General features: G+C 54.3%; 15 protein-coding genes. 10 read left to right on the plus strand and 5 right to left on the minus strand.

The window, feature by feature from the left end; translation table 11 throughout:
• On the plus strand, positions 1–1,593 hold the full coding sequence (locus V9K95_RS13855; RefSeq protein ID WP_336442157.1) for a GMC family oxidoreductase: 1,593 nt from the start codon (positions 1–3) through the stop codon (positions 1,591–1,593).
• On the opposite strand, the gene fhuB is transcribed toward V9K95_RS13855, so the two are convergent.
• The 5 genes from fhuB to V9K95_RS13880 form a co-directional block, all read right to left on the minus strand.
• On the minus strand, positions 1,594–3,576 hold the full coding sequence (gene fhuB, locus V9K95_RS13860; RefSeq protein ID WP_336442156.1) for a Fe(3+)-hydroxamate ABC transporter permease FhuB: 1,983 nt from the start codon (positions 3,574–3,576) through the stop codon (positions 1,594–1,596).
• Positions 3,569–4,453: an iron-siderophore ABC transporter substrate-binding protein gene (locus V9K95_RS13865; RefSeq protein ID WP_307275549.1), complete on the minus strand. Its 885-nt coding sequence runs from the start codon at positions 4,451–4,453 to the stop codon at positions 3,569–3,571. Before V9K95_RS13865 ends, fhuB begins: the two co-directional genes overlap by 8 nt.
• 68 nt (positions 4,454–4,521) lie before the next feature.
• Entirely contained in the window at positions 4,522–6,675 is a 2,154-nt protein-coding gene (locus tag V9K95_RS13870; RefSeq protein WP_336442155.1) for a TonB-dependent siderophore receptor, read from the minus strand.
• 162 nt (positions 6,676–6,837) lie between these two features.
• Entirely contained in the window at positions 6,838–7,719 is an 882-nt protein-coding gene (locus tag V9K95_RS13875) for a helix-turn-helix domain-containing protein (protein ID WP_115053373.1), read from the minus strand.
• Positions 7,720–7,815: 96 nt separating this feature from the next.
• Complete coding sequence (locus V9K95_RS13880; protein WP_336442154.1) at positions 7,816–8,883, minus strand: siderophore-interacting protein; 1,068 nt, start codon at positions 8,881–8,883, stop codon at positions 7,816–7,818.
• Between the two features lie 288 nt (positions 8,884–9,171).
• Here V9K95_RS13880 and V9K95_RS13885 point away from each other — a divergent pair, with 288 nt between their 5' ends.
• The 9 genes from V9K95_RS13885 (at position 9,172) to V9K95_RS13925 (ending at position 19,226) form a co-directional block, all read left to right on the plus strand.
• A complete protein-coding gene (locus tag V9K95_RS13885; protein WP_307275560.1) occupies positions 9,172–9,648 on the plus strand; it encodes a MarR family winged helix-turn-helix transcriptional regulator in 477 nt (158 codons plus the stop codon).
• A gap of 65 nt (positions 9,649–9,713) precedes the next feature.
• Positions 9,714–11,339 carry an AMP-binding protein gene (locus V9K95_RS13890; RefSeq protein WP_307275565.1) on the plus strand — a complete coding sequence of 542 codons (1,626 nt, stop codon included), beginning with the start codon at positions 9,714–9,716 and terminating at the stop codon, positions 11,337–11,339.
• Positions 11,340–11,445: 106 nt separating this feature from the next.
• Positions 11,446–12,576, plus strand: a complete 1,131-nt coding sequence (locus V9K95_RS13895; protein WP_307275568.1) for an ABC transporter substrate-binding protein — start codon at positions 11,446–11,448, stop codon at positions 12,574–12,576.
• Between the two features lie 78 nt (positions 12,577–12,654).
• Positions 12,655–13,569 (plus strand): branched-chain amino acid ABC transporter permease, encoded by a 915-nt coding sequence (locus V9K95_RS13900; RefSeq protein WP_307275570.1) that lies wholly within the window; start codon positions 12,655–12,657, stop codon positions 13,567–13,569.
• A gap of 13 nt (positions 13,570–13,582) precedes the next feature.
• Positions 13,583–14,557: a branched-chain amino acid ABC transporter permease gene (locus V9K95_RS13905; RefSeq protein WP_307275574.1), complete on the plus strand. Its 975-nt coding sequence runs from the start codon at positions 13,583–13,585 to the stop codon at positions 14,555–14,557.
• Positions 14,550–15,299: an ABC transporter ATP-binding protein gene (locus V9K95_RS13910; protein WP_336442153.1), complete on the plus strand. Its 750-nt coding sequence runs from the start codon at positions 14,550–14,552 to the stop codon at positions 15,297–15,299. The genes V9K95_RS13905 and V9K95_RS13910 overlap by 8 nt, the downstream gene beginning before the upstream one ends.
• Complete coding sequence (locus tag V9K95_RS13915; protein ID WP_336442152.1) at positions 15,296–15,982, plus strand: ABC transporter ATP-binding protein; 687 nt, start codon at positions 15,296–15,298, stop codon at positions 15,980–15,982. The genes V9K95_RS13910 and V9K95_RS13915 overlap by 4 nt, the downstream gene beginning before the upstream one ends.
• Positions 15,983–16,137: 155 nt before the next feature.
• The gene (locus tag V9K95_RS13920; RefSeq protein ID WP_336442151.1) at positions 16,138–18,447 is read left to right on the plus strand and encodes a bifunctional salicylyl-CoA 5-hydroxylase/oxidoreductase; all 2,310 of its coding nucleotides are present in this window, start codon (positions 16,138–16,140) and stop codon (positions 18,445–18,447) included.
• Positions 18,444–19,226: an SDR family NAD(P)-dependent oxidoreductase gene (locus V9K95_RS13925; protein ID WP_336442150.1), complete on the plus strand. Its 783-nt coding sequence runs from the start codon at positions 18,444–18,446 to the stop codon at positions 19,224–19,226. Before V9K95_RS13920 ends, V9K95_RS13925 begins: the two co-directional genes overlap by 4 nt.
• Position 19,227 lies beyond the last annotated feature (1 nt).

Below are 19,227 nucleotides of genomic sequence, written 5' to 3' on the forward strand. Positions count from 1 at the left end.
ATGAGCGACCTCTATGATTACGTCATTGTCGGTGCCGGCACGGCGGGGTGTACCCTTGCAAACCGTCTATCGGAAAACAAAGATGTCTCCGTATTGTTGCTGGAGGCAGGCGGCAGGGATAATTATCACTGGATCCATATTCCCGTGGGCTATCTCTATTGCATCTCAAATCCGCGCACCGACTGGTGCTTTTCGACCGAGGCCGAAGCGGGATTGAACGGGCGTTCCCTCGCCTATCCTCGCGGCAAGGTTCTTGGCGGATGTTCATCCATCAACGGCATGATCTATATGCGCGGTCAGGCCCGCGATTATGATCTTTGGCGGCAGGACGGATGCACCGGATGGGGCTGGGATGATGTGCTTCCCTATTTTAAAAAATCGGAAGATTACTATCTTGGCGCAGATGAATTTCATGGTGCAGGCGGCGAATGGCGCGTGGAAGAAGCGCGGCTTCACTGGGATATTCTGGATGCTTTCAGGGACGCGGCGGAGGCGGCGGGAATACCGCGAACCGACGATTTCAACCGCGGCGACAATGAAGGGTCTTCTTACTTCAAGGTAAATCAGAAACGTGGCATTCGCTGGAATACCTCGAAAGCATTCCTGCGCCCCGCTAAGAACCGCTCCAATCTCACGGTCCAGACCGGTGCGCATGTTCGCAAGCTCATTCTTGATGGTTTGAGCGTCAAAGGCATTGAGTTCGAACAGGCTGGCATGGTGCGCACGGTGCAGAGCCGACGCGAAGTCATTCTTTCCGCAGGCTCGGTCGGGTCGCCGCAAATCCTGGAACTATCCGGCATAGGCCGAGGCGACGTTTTGCAGGCAGCCGGTATTGAGACGGTGTTGGAGCGCCGCAACGTAGGGGAGAATTTGCAGGATCATCTGCAACTGCGCTGTGCTTACAAAGTAACGGGTATTCCGACGCTTAATGAGAAGGCCAACCGGCTGATGGGGAAGGCTTCAATTGCTTTGGAATATCTTGTGCGCCAATCAGGGCCCATGTCGATGGCACCCAGTCAGCTTGGCGTATTCACCCGTTCAGATCCGTCATTCGCCACTGCCAATCTGCAATATCACGTCCAGCCACTATCGCTCGAAAAATTTGGCGAAAATGTTCACGCTTTTCCGGCTTTTACCGCGAGTGTATGCAATTTGCGCCCGGATAGCCGCGGCACTGTCCACATTAAATCGCCGGATCACCGCGCCCACCCATCCATAAGGCCGAACTACCTGACCACCGAAAGCGACCGGCAGGTCGCCGCTGACTCTATTCGCATCACGCGCAACATAGTCGCGCAAAAACCGCTGCAAAAGTTCAAGCCGGAAGAATTCAAACCGGGACCACAATATCAGACCGATGCCGAACTGTTTGAAGCTGCCGGTGCAATCGGGACCACCATCTTTCATCCGGCAGGGACATGCCGGATGGGCGCTGATCCGGACTCTGTTGTGGATCCGCAATTGCAGGTCCGCGGCATTCAAGGTCTTCGCATTGCCGATGCTTCGATCATGCCATCGATAGTTTCTGGCAACACGAACTCGCCGACAATCATGATTGCCGAAAAAGCCGCCGACATGATTATGCGCGGCTGATCAGTTTCGACCGCCCTTGCTTAGCAGCCATATCAAATATGGTCCTGAAATCAGCGATGCGAACAGCCCGAGCGGCAGCTGATAGGGGAATGCCACCATGCGGGCAAGCCAATCCGACAAAACCATCAGACCAGCTCCGATAAGCATGGCTCCGATGAGGCCCGTCAATGGTCTATGCAGTCCGATCAGACGCGCAAGATGCGGTGCAATCAGACCGACAAAACTCAAAGGGCCAACGAAAAGCGATGCAACTGCGGTCAGGCATGCCGATAATATGATCAGTATGCCGCGGCTCATCCGAATAGGCAGCCCCGTTTCCAAACCGACAGGCCGCCCCAATGGCAGCATATCAAGCCAGCGCGTGGTGAAAACAAGCGGCAACACCAGAAGGACAAGCGCAACCAACGCCACCCACATTTCTTCCGGCAGGCGCTCTGCGGATGAACCGCTAACCCATCCGAGCAGCATGAAAGCCTGCGGGCTTCCCGTGGCAATAATTGCAGTCAATATGGCGCTGCACAAAGCACCCATCGCTATGCCGGAAAGCAAAAGGCGCTCAGGCCCAAAGCCGCTGCGCGCTGACATTGCCAGCATGAAGGCTAAAACGATAATTGAACCCGCCATGGCGCCGGCCAATAGAACAATCTGACTTGGGGCCGAAAGCAACATAAGGGGCACGGCGATCCCGACGCCCGCGCCTGTACCAACGCCCAAAATTTCGGGGCTGGCGAGAGGATTGGCGGTAACACGCTGCATGATCTGCCCTGCGGCGGCAAGCATCGCACCCGATGCTGCAGCTATCACCGTCCGCGGCCAGCGCCACGGCAAAAGATCGGCAAGGAGTTCGCCGCGCGCGATTACCCAGCCTTCCGGGCCGCGCCCCAGCAAAAGTGCGATCCCGGCAGCTAAACCCGTGAGGATGACAAGCACGGCAACCGTCCATGCTGGCCTGCGTGCGCGCGGGGATGGCGCAGGTTTGGCATTGAGCGAAGGCCATTCAAACATGCGCAATCGCGGCAGCAGCCAAAGAAGCAATGGACCTCCAAGCAGTGCTGTCGCAGCACCTGTTGGAATACGCTCGCCGCCGGAGCCAGCAGCCAGTTGCACAAACCCATCCGCCAACCAAAGCAGGATCGCGCCAACCAGCGGGGCGGCCGCCAACATTTGCCCTGGTGAGCGCGCGCCTGTCAGTCGTGCCAGAGCTGGCGCGGCGAGTCCGACAAAGCCGATAATACCAACTTCGGCAGTAACGCTTGTTGCAAGCCAGACGGCAAGTCCAATAACGAGAAAACGCGTACCATGAAGAGCTACACCAAGGTTTTTGGCGCTGGCATCATCCAGACCGAGAATGGATAACGGGCGCAGCAGAACAATGGATGCTGCACACGCAAGCAGAATTTTCCAGATAATTCCCGATACGGGTACCCAACTTTGCTGAGCCAGCGATCCCCCGCCCCAAATGAATAGTGAAAACATGTATTCGCCATTGGCAAGGATAAGTGCCGCACTTGCCGCTGTCGCGGTCAGCGAAACCATCATCCCAGCCAGAACCACGGAAACGGGTTCGAGACCGCGCTGCCATGTCAGCGACAGAATGAGCGCAACGGCGATAAGTCCGCCTGCCAGGGCAACGGCTTCTCGTCCACCTTCCATAAGCGCCGGGAAGTAAAGCATGGCTATCGCCATCGCCAGTTGCGCGCCCGCCGAAATCCCGAGGGTCGAGGGTTCTGCCAAGGGATTGCGCAATACCCTCTGGAGCAAGGCTCCCGAAAAGCCGAGCGCCGCACCACAAAGAATTGCCATTGCGCTACGAGGCAAAATGGAATCCATCAAAATGAGCTTTTGCAATCCTGCAAATTCCGGCGCGACACGTGTGGCGAGGCTAAACTGCGCGGCGATCTGCCCGGCAAAAAGCGATGCGGCAACAATCAGCAATGCACCCCAGAGCAGCAGCCCTCTATTAAGCGCTTTAGGCTCAATCATTGCTGGCACTGCCTGAAAAAAGCGACGAGCCCGCAAACAGTCTCGCGAAACGCCGGGCAGCGGGCAAGCCGCCAAAATGGTTGATCGGGTCAAGCGTTGCCACCCTGCCCGCCTTCACAGCGGGAAGAGCATTCCATAAACCGCTTTGCGGCAGTAGGTTTTCCGCTTCCGGCGGGACAGGCCCCACAATAAGGATCGAAGCTTCCGGCACGCCAGCGAGTGCCTCCATTCCAACGGGTGCGGCGGCGGAATAGCTGCTTTCCTGTCCCCATGCATTGGTAAAACCCAGCCGCCCGGCGACGTCGCCGAACATGCTATCAGCCCCAAACGCCCGAAAATGCCGGGCGTCGCCAATATTGATAATGAAAAGCGGGCGGGTAGCATGATACTTCAAGCGCATCCGCAGGTCCAAGATCAGCGCCGATGTCTCTGCAACATAAGCGGCAGCTTGTTCCCTGCGGCCAAGTTTGTCACCAAGCCCCAATGCAACTTTTTCGGCAAGCCCGTAGGGCGGCGTTCCCGGCTCATAAACTGTCATTGAAAATACAGGCGCAACCTTCTCCAGGCTGGCTCGCCGGTATTCATAAAAATTGGAACTGAGAATAATGTCCGGCGCAGCCATGCGCAGCATTTCGAAGTTAGGCGTGCCACGCAATCCAAGATCAGCGACGCTTTCGGGTACATGCGGCTCGACCGCAATGGATCGAAACTGGAGAAGCTCAGTGGCAGCAACAGGGACGATGCCGATGGCAAGAGCCGTCTCCAGCATCGCCCAATCGACGATGGCGATGCGCTTTTCCTGCCCCCACGCCGACCGGTCAGGCAAAATCGCTGCCATCGATAGAGCAAGTACGGCACGTCGGTTTATGACAATCATCAAAGTACTTTGTCTGAAATCGGATCACCAGGCCATCTGGTGATCCCGCAAGCAATTATAAACGACGCTCACCAGGTCATGTGAGCTTTGAGAAGTGCTTTGCGTCCCTCACCATAGGCACAGACATTTACACCCTGACAGCCTGAAACAAACTCTTTATCGAAAACATTGGTGACATTCAGATCAACGCCCCAATTGTCTTTCTTGTAGCCGATCTTCAGGTCAAGCAGAGTTACGTCCGGAACTTTAAGCGTATTGGCTTTGTCTGCGTAGCTGGAGCCTACATAACGGACACCAGCGCCGAGCGCCAGCCCAGCAAGTTTCCCGGTTGGAACCGTATATTGAGCAAAAACAGAGGCTTGAGTCTCTGGCAGAAGATATGGACGTTTGCCGATAATGCTTTCATCGGCATCATCCTTCACTTCCAGATCATAAGCGGTGAAAGCTGCTGTTACTTTCCACGCATCATTGATATTTGCCTGGGCTTCGATCTCAAAGCCGCGAGAATTTACCTCGCCTATCTGCGTTTCCTGCCGGAAGCCGCCCGTTACAACATTCTTCTTCGTAAGATCGAATAGCGACGCGGTAATTAGCCCGTCAAACCACTCAGGACGATACTTCACGCCAACTTCATATTGCTGTCCCGTTTCCGGCTTGAAAAATTCGAGATTGCCGGTAACGCCAATCTCCGGACTGAAAAAAGTTGCAATACTGGCATAGGGCGTAATGCCATTGGCGAAATCATAGGCAATACCAGCCCGTCCACTCGCCCGACCTTCATTGCCCTTATAGGTTGGAAGCCCGGTAGCTTCTGTGTCTACATAATCATAACGCCCGTTCAACGTAACCAGCCAGCCGTCGCCGAACCGCAACTGATCCTGAGCATAAATCCCGACCTGATGCTGCTTTATCACCTGATCGATATAGGGCTCTCCAAGAGAAGCTTGTGGAGCACCGTGGACTGGATCGCCTGCGCTGATCGGCGTACCGCTACCGCTTATCTGCACCTGATCGATATTAAAGTATTTATACTCAGCGCCGAACAGCAGGGTGTGTTCAATCGCACCCGTATTAACAACCCCTTCCAGCTGATTGTCGATCAGAACATTGTTTACAGTCGTATCGTGTTCGAAATCTATCCGCGACAGATTATCGGTGAGGTCTGGTTGTTCTGCAAAACCAAATGGACCACTTGCATAGCCAAATGCGTAGAGCGAGTGTTCTTTGACACTGCTATGGCCGTAGCGGGCATTTTGACGAAACGTCCAGTCATTGTCGAATTCATGCTCAAACTCGTAGCCGATCGAGGCTTGTTCTCGATCGTATCGATCAATTGACGGTTCCGTGAAATTTGATTTCGGGTCGATCTTTCCAAATTTGGTGGGTACCACGGTGCCGTAATAGGGCAGGAAACCGCCACCATCATGGGTAGCATCAAGGTGGGTATAGTTGGCGCTCAGTGTCAGCTTGGTTGCATCATCCGGCTTCCAGGTAATGCTTGGATTGATGACGCCACGAAATTCTTCGGAAAAATCCGTGTAATTGTCGCCGCCGCCAATCTTACCGTTAATGCGGTAGTCAACCGCGTCTGAAGCCTTATCGGCAAAGTCAAAGCCAATATATCCGTTTCCATAGCTGTTAATGCCAGTTTCGACATAACGGATACGCTCACCATTCGGTCGCTTGCTGATATAATTGACGATACCACCGGGATTGCTCCCGCCATAAAGAACAGATGCAGGGCCCTTCAAAACCTCAATGCGCTCGATCCCGAAGGAGTCGATGAGGAAGCCTCCAAAGCCATAGCTGAAGTTCTGTAGACCATCGAGATAAGTGCCCTTCGCGGTCGCATCGAAACCGCGAATGTAAATCCAGTTCGTATCATTATCGACACCGAATGGTTGCGCAAATACACCTGCGCTGTAGCGCAATGCCTCATCGATTTTCTGGGCGCCCTGCGCGTCAATCTGGTCTCGTCCAACAATCGAAACTGACTGGGGTATGTCTTCAATCGACGTGCTGGTTTTTGAGCCGGTAGCGGTACGCTTTGGCACGAACCCTGTTAGCGGGCCGGTAGCGGAGCCATCCCCACCGCTTTCGATAACGATCTCATTCAAACGGATAGTAGAGTCGGCTGTTTGAGCATTCGCCGCCGACAAGGATAACAAAGCAGCCGAACTGCCCAACAATAATATAAGTGATGATTTGTATGTACTGCGCATGATAAGCCCCTGCAAATGCCCGCCAACGCGACCTGCCGGTGGATGAACCAGTCATTTATCGCGTATAATATAAGTTGAGTTCATATATCAACTTATTGCCGCAGGATTGATGCTTTCTGCTGTAATTTGAATGTTTTTGGTCCGTTATTCAGCGTGGTGGTATCAGCTACGCTCTCGCTGCCATACGGCTGGTGTCACGCCGACCAAGCGCTTGAACACGCGCGTCAGATGCGCCTGATCAGAAAAACCGGTAGCTGAGGCAACATTCGTCAAAGAGGCATTTGATTTGCTCAACAGCAATTGTACTTTCCTGATGCGCGCACTCATTTGCCATTGATGCGGTGCAACGCCCGTGGACGCTTTGAACGCGTGGCTGAAATAGGATTGGGAAAGACCGGCCAGATCAGCAAGTTCCTGCAAGCGGATATTTCGCAGGCAATGTTCCTCGATATAAGTTGTGACGGCGCGCAGTTGCCGCGGCGATAATTGACTGCGTTGACGTTTCTTTATCTCGCCTATTTGAAAAAGTTCGACAAAAAGAGCCATCGTCAAACCATCGCCATAGAGAGCGTGGAGCGGTCGCTCGCTGACACATTCGTCAGCTATCAGCCGGGAAAGAGATGCTATTTTATCATTGGAGAACATGATGCGGGGGATGGAGAGCCTGTCGCCGATGAATTCATCGGCAAAACGCCGCCGCAAAGTACCTACGTCAAGATGCAGATCCAGGTGCCGCAAATATTGTACATTCTCAAGGTGCCCCCAAATGGGCAATCCTGCTGGAATGTAACTCATGGAATGCGGTGTACATGCTTGGCTGACCCACCGGATTGCCGGGTCAAGAGAAAGGTTGAAATTGCCGGGACCGGACTTGTCGAGGATGACAAACAGGCGTGGGTCTTCGGAGACATATTCACCATTGGCGTCGGGATCACACCTGACAGACCAGACATCGGCGATCACGCCAGTCCAGGAACGCCACTTGAGTTCCTCAACCAGCGAAATACCTTCTACCCGGCTTGTCATGCGTGGATGGAATGTCATTTCGGCCCCTAGAGCAATTCCAGCAAAAGTGTGAAGCGGTTTTGCATCTGGAATTGCGTAGTTACAAAGATTTAGGTCGCTGTATCAAACAGCGAACTATTCGTCGGCAACGCCGCGTCGCCAGTAGGAAACAACCAAATGTTGCGTTCTTGCAAGCTTCAGATCTTTGCGCACATAATTGCGAATAGCTTTGAAGCCATTAAATTCACAACCTGACCATACAAATATCCGCTCGCCATTTGAAGGTAGCGCGACGGCTTTTACGGCATCCTGAAGCAATGTCACCGTTCCGGCTGCAGCACCGTTGCGATGCAGCCATTGCAGATCAAGGCTGCATTGAGAATTGAAAATTTGCTCGTCCGCAGAACTATCCACCTCGATGCGCGCAACAACCTTCACGTTCCGGGGCAACCGCTCAATGATCCGGCCAATGGCAGGCAAAGCCGTTTCATCGCCTGCCAGCAAATACCAATCCGCGTCATCAGCATCGCCGCCACCTGGGCCCGTCATACCGACGACATCGCCTTCAGCCGCACCCAGCGCCCATTCGGACCCGGGCGTGCCGTCATGTATCACCACATCAATATCAACCTCACCGCTTTCGGGATTGATCTCGCGAATGGTATAAACGCGGGAAATCAACTTGTGATCGCCTTCTGGCCAGACCGGGCGGCCATCCTCACCGGTTACAGGCCATTGCGGAACCTCTATGTCCGCCGGTGGGATAAGAATGCGGACATGCATGCCGCCATAGGCAAACCTCTGCATATCCTTGCCGCACAAGCGCACCCGCCTCATATTCGGGGAAATGTTCTTTGCCGATAGAACACGCATCTCGCGAAAGTATGGCAACTGACTTCCTGCTGCACCATGACCAGCCCATATGATTTTGGGGTCTTCCTTACGCGCAAATTCGATAACATGGTCGGCGATGGCATACTTCATATATGCAAGGCCGGTTTCATCGACGCTTTCCGCGCGAAGCAACAAGGATTCTTCGTCGGCTTCGATTGTTGCTGTGCCGTAGCTTAACTCTATCTGGCCCGTGCGTTCCGTCCGCACAACATCGCCATGCTCAGCAAAGTGATCTGCCAATTGATTGAGATAGTGTAGCGGCGTGGGGAGATTGACCCGCGCGGTTGCTGTCAAACGGGTATTCTGCATTATAAATCCTGCCCGACCTCAGAGGGAAACCATCGTTTATGAGCGGGTTGACTAGCGTATATAATATGAGCATTCAAGTCATATTATATACGAATTGCTCCAAACGGGCTTGCTACATTCGTTATATTTTCCGTCTCAATCGGCTGAAATTATTTCAACCTTAAAACTTCATACTTGAAATAATTTTGAGCTGTGTCATGCTGCATAAAGTCAGCTTGGAGAAGTCACAGTGGTCAAAGCAAAGCATGGCACGTCTGGAATTAACTTCGCCTCCAACAGTGGTGACCGATGAACGATACTGGCGCTTCGAAAACCGCACAACATACGGGCCTCGGCAACAAGGATCGGCTCCGTTTGTGGATCCGCTTGCTGCGCGCATCGAGAACAATTGAAAACGAATTACGCCTGCGGCTGAAATCTGCATTTGACATGACGCTGCCCCGCTTTGACGTGATGGCCGCTCTTAATCGCGAGCCTGAAGGCCTGCTGATGAGCGACCTTTCGCGCTTTCTGCTGGTCTCGAACGGCAATGTCACGGTGATCGTCGACAGGTTGGTAACGGACGGACTTGTGGTTCGATCCAGCCGCGAGGGTGATCGCCGCACATCGATTGTCAGATTGACCGATTCAGGTTTGACCCTCTTTCGGCAGATCGCAACGGAACACGAAAAATGGGTGGGTGAACTGCTTGGCGGCATTGGCGATGAAGACGCGCGCCATCTTGCTGTCATGCTCAAATCATTTCGCAGCAATTGGGAAACATGAACCAGGCAACATGACCGGACAAAGAAGCCGGGACATGACCGAAAGCAGGCAGGGGAAGCCGCAGAATGCTAGGACCGACAGCTCATACCGATACATTTACGCGGGATAATCTTCCGCCACCAGAACTGTGGCCGGAATTCTGTCTCGATGGATTTGACTATCCCGACTATCTCAATGCCGCGGTCGAGCTGACCGACCGCATGGTGGAAAAAGGCTTTGGTGACCGCACTGCCCTGATAGGCAATGGCCGCAGGCGTAGCTATCGGGAGCTTTCCGAGTGGACCAGCCAGTTGGCTCATGCGCTCGTTGCCAATTATGGTATAAAGCCGGGCAACCGGGTGTTAATCCGCTCTGCCAACAATCCTGCTATGGTGGCTTGCTGGCTTGCGGCCACCAAAGCCGGTGCCGTTGTCGTCAATACGATGCCCATGCTCCGTTCCGGAGAACTGACTAAAATCATCGATAAGGCAGAAATATCGCTGGCACTTTGCGACACGCGCCTGATGGATGAGTTGATTGCCTGCGCCAAGGACAGCGTATTTCTCAAGCAAGTGATCGGCTTTGACGGCACCGCCAGCCATGACGCAGAGCTTGACCGCGCCGCCTTGGGCAAACCTCACGAATTTTCTGCCGTGCAGACTGGCCGGGACGATGTTGCATTGCTCGGGTTTACTTCGGGCACCACCGGTGTGCCAAAGGCCACCATGCATTTCCATCGCGATCTTCTTATCATCGCCGATGCCTATGCAAAGGAAGTGCTGGGTGTCACACCAGACGATGTATTCGTCGGTTCGCCACCTTTGGCCTTCACCTTCGGTCTCGGCGGTCTTGCAATCTTCCCGCTGCGGTTCGGAGCAGCCGCAACTTTGCTGGAGAATGCCACTCCACCCAATATGATCGAAATCATTGAAACTTATAAGGCAACAATAAGCTTTACCGCTCCAACGGCTTATCGGGCCATGCTGAAAGCTATGGATGAGGGAGCGGATCTTTCCTCCCTGCGAGTGGCTGTTTCGGCGGGCGAAACTCTTCCCGGCCCTGTCTTTGAAGAATGGACGAAAAAGACCGGCAGGCCGATTCTCGATGGCATTGGCGCTACGGAAATGTTGCACATTTTCATTTCCAATCGATTTGCCGACCTGATGCCCTCTTCCACCGGAAAGCCGGTGAGCGGCTATACCGCCCGGATCGTGGACAAGGACATGCGCGAGGTACCTCGGGGCACAATCGGCAAACTTGCAGTGCGCGGACCGACGGGATGCCGCTATATGGCCGACGACCGTCAGACCGAATATGTCCGCGACGGCTGGAACCTGACCGGCGACGCCTTTTATCAGGATGAGGACGGATTCTTCCACTTCGCTGCGCGCTCGGACGATATCATCCTGACAGCCGGTTATAATGTAGCCGGTCCTGAGGTGGAAGCGGCCCTGCTATCGCACCCTGAAGTTCTCGAATGCGCGGTCGTTGGCCAACCGGACAATGAGCGCGGGCAGATCGTCGAGGCATTCGTCGTTCTGATCGAGGGAACGACGCGGGATGATGCCACTATCAAGCGTTTGCAGGATTACGTGAAGACGCTGATTGCGCCCTATAAATATCCGCGTTCCGTGAAGTTTATTGACAGTCTACCAAAGACCCAGACCGGCAAAGTACAACGATTCAGGCTGCGAACAGGAGAGGCACCGTAAGGGCTCTTATCAGAGGTTGAACTCTGTCTGGAATTCTGGAAAGTTCGCTCACCGCTCCACGACCAAACAACAACAAATAACGGGAACACCTATAAAGGGGAATGATATGAAGAAAATTCTGGCAACCAGTATGTTAAGCCTTGCATTGGCCAGCGCTGCCTATGCGGAACCGGTAAAAATCGGCGTTATAACCACGCTCTCCGGTGGTGGAGCCGGTCTTGGTATCGACATGCGCGATGCCTTCACTCTGGCCATGAAGCAATCCGGAAACAAGGATATCGAACTTGTTATCGAGGACGATGCACAGAAGCCTGAAATTGCAGTGCAACTGGCAGAAAAAATGATCCAAAGCGACAAGGTTGACCTGCTGACAGGTATTATCTGGTCCAACCTTGCCATGGCCGTTGTGCCAAATACTGTTGCGCAGGATATTATCTATCTTTCGCCAAATGCCGGGCCCTCGGCACTGGCGGGCGCGAACTGCAACGCGAACTATTTCAACGTGGCCTATCAGAATGACAATTTTCATGAAGCCATGGGCCAGTACGCCAACAAGGACTACAAAAAGACCTTCATTCTTGCGCCCAACTATCCTGCAGGCAAGGATGCACTAACTGGTTTCAAACGCTTCTATAAGGGTGAACTTGCCGGCGAGGTTTATACCCAGGTTGGTCAGACTGATTATGCGGCTGAAATCGCACAGATCCGTGATTCAGGTGCCGACTCCGTATTCTTTTTCTTGCCCGGCGGCATGGGAATTTCCTTCATGAAGCAGTACGCGCAATCCGGCGTCAAGACGCCTGTTATGGGACCGGGCTTCTCGTTCGACCAGGATGTGCTGGGGGCTATTGGCGATGCGGCGCTAGGTGTGAAGAATTCGGCGACATGGTCGAAAGATCTCGACAATGACGCCAATAAGAAGTTCGTCGAAGCCTTCAAGACTGAATATAAGCGCTTGCCTTCGATCTATGCGGCACAAAGCTGGGATACGGCAAACCTCATTCTTGCAGCCCTGTCGAAAGCCAGCGTAAAGGATAAGGATGCGTTCAAGGCAGCGCTCAAAGCGGCGGACTTCAAGTCGGTGCGCGGCAAGTTTGTGTTCAATAATAATAACCATCCGATCCAGAACGTCTATGTGCGCGAAGTGGTGAAGGAGGATGGCGTTTTGACCAATAAGATCGTGGCGACTGCCTTTGAAGACCACAAGGATGCTTACGCAGACAAGTGCAAGATGTAATCCGCATCTGCCACATTGAGCCCGCCGCGCTGCGGCGGGTGTCCTGTTTAACCCTGCGCTGAATCCGGGAACGCTGCCTTGTCCACTGCACTTCTCATCGAGCAACTTCTCAACGGGCTACAGCTCGGAGTGATGCTGTTCCTCATGGCGGCTGGCCTGACGCTGATTTTCGGCGTGATGGGGCTGATAAATCTCGCCCATGGCTCGCTTTATATGATCGGAGCTTTCGCTTGCGCGGTTGTAGCCTCGGCCACAGGTTCGTTTTGGCTGGGGCTCATTGCCAGTCTTGCCGCGGCAGCAGCGGCGGGCGCTATTATGGAAGTGGTGGTCATCAGGCGACTATACGACCGTGACCATCTCGATCAGGTCCTGGCGACTTTTGCGCTGATCCTGATCTTCTCGGAAGGATCGCGTTGGATTTTTGGATCCTTTCCGCTTTATCTGGATATTCCGCCCCTTCTGCAGGGAGCTGTTTCTCTGCCCGGAGGCGGGCAATATCAGCTTTACCGCCTTGCCATCATCGCGGTGGGCATTGCTGTCGCGCTTGGACTTTATCTCCTCATTTCGCGCACCAGGCTTGGTATGCGCATAAGAGCGGGCGAGTCTGACCGCGAGATGATCGCAGCGCTCGGAATTGATATCCAGACGCTCTATACCATCGTCTTTGCGCTTGGAGCGGCATTGGCCGGACTGGCAGGCGCATTGGTCGGTGCTTTGCAGTCAGTTCAGGTCGGCATGGGGGAGCCCGTTCTCATCCTCGCTTTCGTGGTCATCGTCATCGGTGGTATCGGCTCCATAAAGGGCGCACTGATTGGCGCTGTTCTTGTCGGCCTCATTGATACAATGGGGCGCTTTCTCTTGCCCAAGACTCTCGCACTGATCCTTCCCGCCGCACAGGCCGGAATGGTCGGTGGCGCACTCGCTTCCATGCTGATCTATATTGTCATGGCCCTGATCCTCGCATTCCGGCCGCGCGGCCTGTTTGCCGCGTAAGGATCACAAGCTCATGATCGCACGCGAAACCATCATTAATTTAGTTCTGGCAGTGATATTGCTGGCTGTCCCGCTGATCGCCATTGCTGTCGGCGAACCATTCTACGTCACACTATCCACCCGTGTTGCCATTCTGGCCCTTGCCGCTGTCGGATTGAATATAGCGCTTGGACTTGGCGGGCTGGTATCCTTCGGACATGCAGCCTTCTTTGGGATAGGCGGCTATGCGGCCGGTATTCTGGCCACCCACGCCTTCAACGCGGAACCCATGCTCTTTGGCTTTGAGGGCACCACTTCAATGCCATGGATATGGCTGATCGCGCTCACTGTCTGCGGACTGGTGGCACTGCCTATCGGCGCGATCAGTCTGCGTACTTCAGGCGTTTATTTCATCATGATCACTCTCGCCTTCGCGCAAATGATCTATTACTTCGCTATTTCATGGCCCGCCTATGGCGGCGAGGATGGCTTATCCCTATCCGTTCGCAACTCATTTCCGCTGATCAATACGGCAAAGCCCCTGCCCTTTTTTCTCATCTGTTACGCATTGCTGCTTCTGGCGATGGGCCTATTTGCGCTCATCCGCGGCTCGCGTTTCGGTGCAGCGCTGCAAACAGCAAGGCAGAATGATACGCGGCTTGCTGCGGTTGGCATTGCACCTTTCAATATCAGGCTCATAGCCTTTATCATCTCGGCCATGGTGACCGGTCTGGCAGGCGCACTCTTTGCCGATCTGAACCGGTTTGCCAGCCCTTCAATGCTGTCATGGCACATGTCCGGCGAGTTGATTGTGCTTATTATCTTGGGCGGTAAAGGCAGGCTCTTTGGCCCTCTTGCCGGTGCCATGCTTTATGTTCTGTTCGAGTATACGCTCGGCGGCATTACAGAGAGATGGCAATTCTTTCTCGGCCTCATTCTACTTGGCGTAGTGCTTTTCGCGCGCGGCGGATTGCTTGGGCTTCTTGCAGGAAAGGCGCGTCATGGTTGAGCCCATCCTCGAAATTAGAGAGCTGCGCAAGAGCTTCGGTGCCTTGAAAGCGACCGATGGCGTGAGCCTTGATCTGCGCCCCGGCGAAATCCATGCCCTGATTGGACCCAATGGCGCTGGCAAGAGCACACTCATCCACCAGATATCCGGCTCCATCCGGCAGGATAGCGGCACGATCCGCTTTCTCGGTGAGGATATGGTAGGGCTCGGCATGCCCGAGCGCGCCCGTCGCGGCCTTGGTCGCAGTTTCCAGATATCGTCGCTTGCTCCGGAATTTTCCGCTTTACGCAATGTTATGCTGGCCGTGCAGGCGCGGCAGGGCTCAAGCATTCGTTTCTTCCGCCCCGTGATGACTGACAAGAGTTTGAAGGAGCCTGCTATGGCAATGCTGGAGCGCGTTGGCTTGGCCAAGCGTGCAAACCTGCCTGCGGCTGAACTATCCCACGGTGAACGCCGCCAGCTTGAAATTGCCATTGCGCTGGCACTTGGATCAAAAGCATTCCTTTTCGACGAGCCCATGGCGGGTATGGGTCCGGAAGGCTCCAAGACCTTGACCGGATTTCTCGATGGCCTGCGCCATGAGGCACCAATCCTGCTTGTCGAACATGATATGGATGCCGTATTTGCCCTTGCTGATCGCATATCTGTTCTGGTTTACGGGCGCATTATCGCGTCGGGAACAGTTGATGACATTCGCAACGATCCCGAAGTGCGCCGGGCCTATCTCGGAGAAGCCGCATGACACTTCTCAGCATCAAAAGCCTGGAGACGTTTTACGGTGCTTCGCAGGCATTGTTCGGCGTTGATCTGGACGTGAATGAAGGCGAAGTCGTCGCGCTGATGGGCCGCAACGGAATGGGTAAAACGACAACCATCAATTCGATCTTCGGTCTTGTCCGTGCGCGCTCCGGCGCTATCAGCTTTGCTGGCAAACAGGTAACCAGTCTGCGACCGCACAAGATAGCCCGGCTCGGGCTGGGACTGGTGCCGGAAGGCAGGCGCTGCTTTTCCAATCTGACAGTGCTTGAAAACCTTTTGGCTGCCGCAAGGGGCAATGAGTGGACTGTACAGAAAGTTGGCGAATTATTTCCGCGCCTGAATGAGCGCCGCGACCAGTTCGCCAATACATTGTCCGGCGGTGAGCAACAGATGCTCGCCATCGGCCGGGCGCTTATGACAAACCCCAGCCTGCTTGTGCTCGACGAGGCCACAGAGGGTCTGGCTCCGGTCATCCGGCAGGACATATGGGCAGCTATTAGAAAGCTGAAGGCTGCGGGACAGTCGATCCTTGTTGTTGATAAAACGCTGGCGGAGTTGCTGCCCGTGGCCGATCGTTGCTTTGTCTTGGAAAAAGGCACAACCGTCTTTGCCGGCACGCCCGAGCAACTCACTCCCGCGCTTCAAGATCGATATTTGGGCGTTTGACTGGCGCGCAAAATCGCGACCACAAACATCATCTCATACAAATATATTTTAAGCTTGAAATTTATTTGTAACCGGTTCATTTTGGGTTTTAACGGCTGACGAGAAGCGCAAACGCATAAGCGGGAAAGCATCGCCAGTCTTTTGGAGGAACAAGCATGCGGATTGTCTGTATTGGTGGCGGCCCTGCCGGCCTCTATTTTGCTCTTCTCATGAAGCGCCAGCATCCCGAACACCACATCACTGTCGTGGAGCGTAACCGTGCGTTTGATACATTCGGCTGGGGGGTCGTTTTCTCCGATGCAACCATGCAGTCAATGCGCCAATGGGACCCGCAGACAGCCGAGACAATTGAAGTAGCATTCAACCACTGGGATGATATTGAACTGGTGTTCAAGGGCCGGAAGATTCGCACCAGCGGTCACGGTTTTGTCGGTATCGGCCGCAAGAAAATGCTGAACATCCTGCAGGATCGCTGCCTTGAACTTGGTGTGGAACTCCTCTTCGAAAAAGACGTAAATGGCGACGAAGAATTTCCTGACGCCGATCTGATCATCGCCTCTGATGGGGTGAATTCGCGCATTCGCACAAAATATACCGACATCTTCCGCCCCGATATGGTGGTTCGGCCCAATCGCTTTGTCTGGCTGGGAACGGATAAGCGTTTTGACGCCTTCACCTTCGATTTCCAGAAAACCGAACATGGGTGGTTTCAGGCGCATATCTATCGGTTCGACGAGAACACATCCACCTTCATCGTTGAAACGACAGATGAAGTATTCAAGGCCCATGGCCTCGACAAGATGGATCAGGACGCATCCATTGCCTTTTGCGAAAAGCTGTTTGCCGAGACGCTTGATGGTCACAAATTAATGACCAATGCGCGCCATCTGCGCGGTTCCGCCTGGCTTAATTTTGGCCGCCTGATCTGCGAGAAATGGAGCCATTTTAACGGCAAAAGCCATGTGGTTCTCATGGGTGACAGCGCCCATACGGCCCATTTCGCCATTGGCTCTGGAACCAAACTTGCCATTGATGACGCTATCGAGCTTACCCGGCAGTTTGATATTGCGGGCCATGACAAAGCCAATATTCCTGCGGTTCTAGCCGCCTATGAGGATGTGCGCCGTGTTGATGTCGCGCGCATCCAGAATGCAGCGCGCAATGCGATGGAATGGTTCGAGGTGGTCGGCACACGCTATGCGGATACTCTTGAACCAGAACAATTCATGTATTCCATGCTGACCCGCTCGCAGCGCATCAGCCACGAAAACCTGCGGCTGCGGGACAAGGACTGGCTGGAAGGTTTCGAGCGCTGGTTTGCAGAACGCGCAGGGGTCAATCCCTCGTCGAACGGTTCCGTGCCCCCGCCCATGTTCACGCCGTTCAAAATTCGCGGCCTGACCTTGCATAATCGCATCATGGTTTCGCCCATGGCAATGTACTCAGCCACTGATGGCCTGCCCAATGATTTCCATCTGGTGCATCTTGGCGCGCGTGCCATGGGTGGAGCAGCGCTGATTTTCCCGGAAATGACTTGCGTTTCCGCCGATGCGCGTATCACTCCGGGATGCCTTGGCCTTTGGAACGACGAACAGGAAACCGCATGGAAGCGGGTTGTTGACTTCGTGCACCAACAGACGTCAGCAAAGATCGGCATTCAGCTTGGCCATGCGGGCCGCAAGGGTTCCACCAAAGTTGCATGGGAAGGCATTGACCAGCCTGTCGCCGAGGGCGGCTGGCCTCTTATCTCTGCGTCAGCCCTGCCCTATCTGCAAAATTCCGATACGCCTCGCGCCATGACAAGGGATGATATGGATCGCGTTAAGGCAGATTTTGTGCAAGCAACGCAACGAGCACGTAATCTTGGTTTCGATATGCTCGAACTGCATGCAGCCCATGGCTACCTTCTATCGAGCTTCCTTTCGCCCCTCACCAATCACCGTGAAGATGAGTATGGCGGCGACCACGCAGGTCGCGCACGTTTCCCGTTAGAAATATTTCACGCCATCCGGAAAGTCTGGCCGGATGACAAGCCAATATCGGTGCGCCTTTCGACCAATGACTGGTTTGAAGGAGGGAACACACCCGAAGATGCCGCAATCTTTGCGCAGATGTTCAAGAAGGCCGGAGCAGATATGATTGACTGCTCATCCGGTCAGGTCGTTAAGGAAGAACAGCCGGTCTATGGTCGCCTGTTCCAGACACCGTTCTCAGACAAAATCCGCAATGAGATTCAAATTCCTACAATTGCGGTTGGCGCAATTTCCGAAGCCGATCACGCCAATTCGATTATCGCCGCAGGACGTGCGGACCTATGCGCCGTGGCTCGTCCGCATCTGGCTGATCCATCCTTCGTCATGCATGAGGCTGCAAAGATCGGCTATGCCGATCAGCCTTGGCCCAAGCAATATTATTCGGCCAAGGCGCAATATGTGAATAATCTGGCCCGGGCAGCCAAGCCATGAGCCAAGCAAAGAAGCACGCATTCATCACAGGCGCTGGCACTGGCATCGGCCGGTCCATAGCTCTGACCTTGGCTGCGGAAGGTATGCGTGTAACGCTCGCCGGGCGGCGGCATGCGCCGCTTACAGAGGTCAAAAACCTGATCGTCGATAAGGGCGGTGAAGCCTTGGTTCTTGACGGTTTCGATGTGACGGACGCTGCCTCAGTCGAGCAGAATATCGCAAAATCCATTTCTTTTGCGGGTGAAATCGGCGTGCTTGTTAACTGCGCCGGTGAAGCGCCCTCAGCACCTTTTGACAAGACAGACCTTGATCTTTGGAACAGGGTTCTCGGCGTAAATCTGACAGGCACATTTATCGTAACACAGGCGGCACTTTCCTCACTGCGCCTTTCCGGCAATGGCCGGATCATCAATATTGCCAGCACGGCAGGGCTAACCGGCTATCCTTATGTTTCGGCCTATTGTGCAGCCAAACATGGCGTGATTGGCCTGACACGATCGCTTGCGCTGGAACTGGCGCGAACCGATATCACGGTCAATGCCGTCTGCCCCGGCTTTACCGATACGCCCCTGCTCGACAATGCGGTGGAAATGATCAGTGGCAAAACCGGTCGTTCAATTGATGATGCCCGCGCCAGCCTTGCCCGTTCCAACCCGCAAGGCAGGCTCGTCACACCGCAGGAAGTCGCCGATACGGTGCTTTGGCTGGCATCTGAAAAAGCAAGCGCAATAACTGGCCAAGCAATCCCTGTTGCCGGCGGCGAAGTGATGGGAGGCTAAA

This window comes from Phyllobacterium sp. CCNWLW183 (assembly GCF_037203775.1).
GTDB lineage: Bacteria > Pseudomonadota > Alphaproteobacteria > Rhizobiales > Rhizobiaceae > Phyllobacterium > Phyllobacterium ifriqiyense.

Excerpts from the sequence above, each read along its gene's own strand:
- V9K95_RS13855 (WP_336442157.1), top strand. The coding sequence starts at position 1 with ATGAGCGACCTCTATGATTACGTCATTGTCGGTGCCGGCACGGCGGGG.
- fhuB (WP_336442156.1), bottom strand. The coding sequence starts at position 3,576 with ATGATTGAGCCTAAAGCGCTTAATAGAGGGCTGCTGCTCTGGGGTGCA.
- V9K95_RS13865 (WP_307275549.1), bottom strand. The coding sequence starts at position 4,453 with ATGATTGTCATAAACCGACGTGCCGTACTTGCTCTATCGATGGCAGCG.
- V9K95_RS13870 (WP_336442155.1), bottom strand. The coding sequence starts at position 6,675 with ATGCGCAGTACATACAAATCATCACTTATATTATTGTTGGGCAGTTCG.
- V9K95_RS13875 (WP_115053373.1), bottom strand. The coding sequence starts at position 7,719 with ATGACATTCCATCCACGCATGACAAGCCGGGTAGAAGGTATTTCGCTG.
- V9K95_RS13880 (WP_336442154.1), bottom strand. The coding sequence starts at position 8,883 with ATGCAGAATACCCGTTTGACAGCAACCGCGCGGGTCAATCTCCCCACG.
- V9K95_RS13885 (WP_307275560.1), top strand. The coding sequence starts at position 9,172 with ATGAACGATACTGGCGCTTCGAAAACCGCACAACATACGGGCCTCGGC.
- V9K95_RS13890 (WP_307275565.1), top strand. The coding sequence starts at position 9,714 with ATGCTAGGACCGACAGCTCATACCGATACATTTACGCGGGATAATCTT.
- V9K95_RS13895 (WP_307275568.1), top strand. The coding sequence starts at position 11,446 with ATGAAGAAAATTCTGGCAACCAGTATGTTAAGCCTTGCATTGGCCAGC.
- V9K95_RS13905 (WP_307275574.1), top strand. The coding sequence starts at position 13,583 with ATGATCGCACGCGAAACCATCATTAATTTAGTTCTGGCAGTGATATTG.
- V9K95_RS13910 (WP_336442153.1), top strand. The coding sequence starts at position 14,550 with ATGGTTGAGCCCATCCTCGAAATTAGAGAGCTGCGCAAGAGCTTCGGT.
- V9K95_RS13915 (WP_336442152.1), top strand. The coding sequence starts at position 15,296 with ATGACACTTCTCAGCATCAAAAGCCTGGAGACGTTTTACGGTGCTTCG.
- V9K95_RS13920 (WP_336442151.1), top strand. The coding sequence starts at position 16,138 with ATGCGGATTGTCTGTATTGGTGGCGGCCCTGCCGGCCTCTATTTTGCT.
- V9K95_RS13925 (WP_336442150.1), top strand. The coding sequence starts at position 18,444 with ATGAGCCAAGCAAAGAAGCACGCATTCATCACAGGCGCTGGCACTGGC.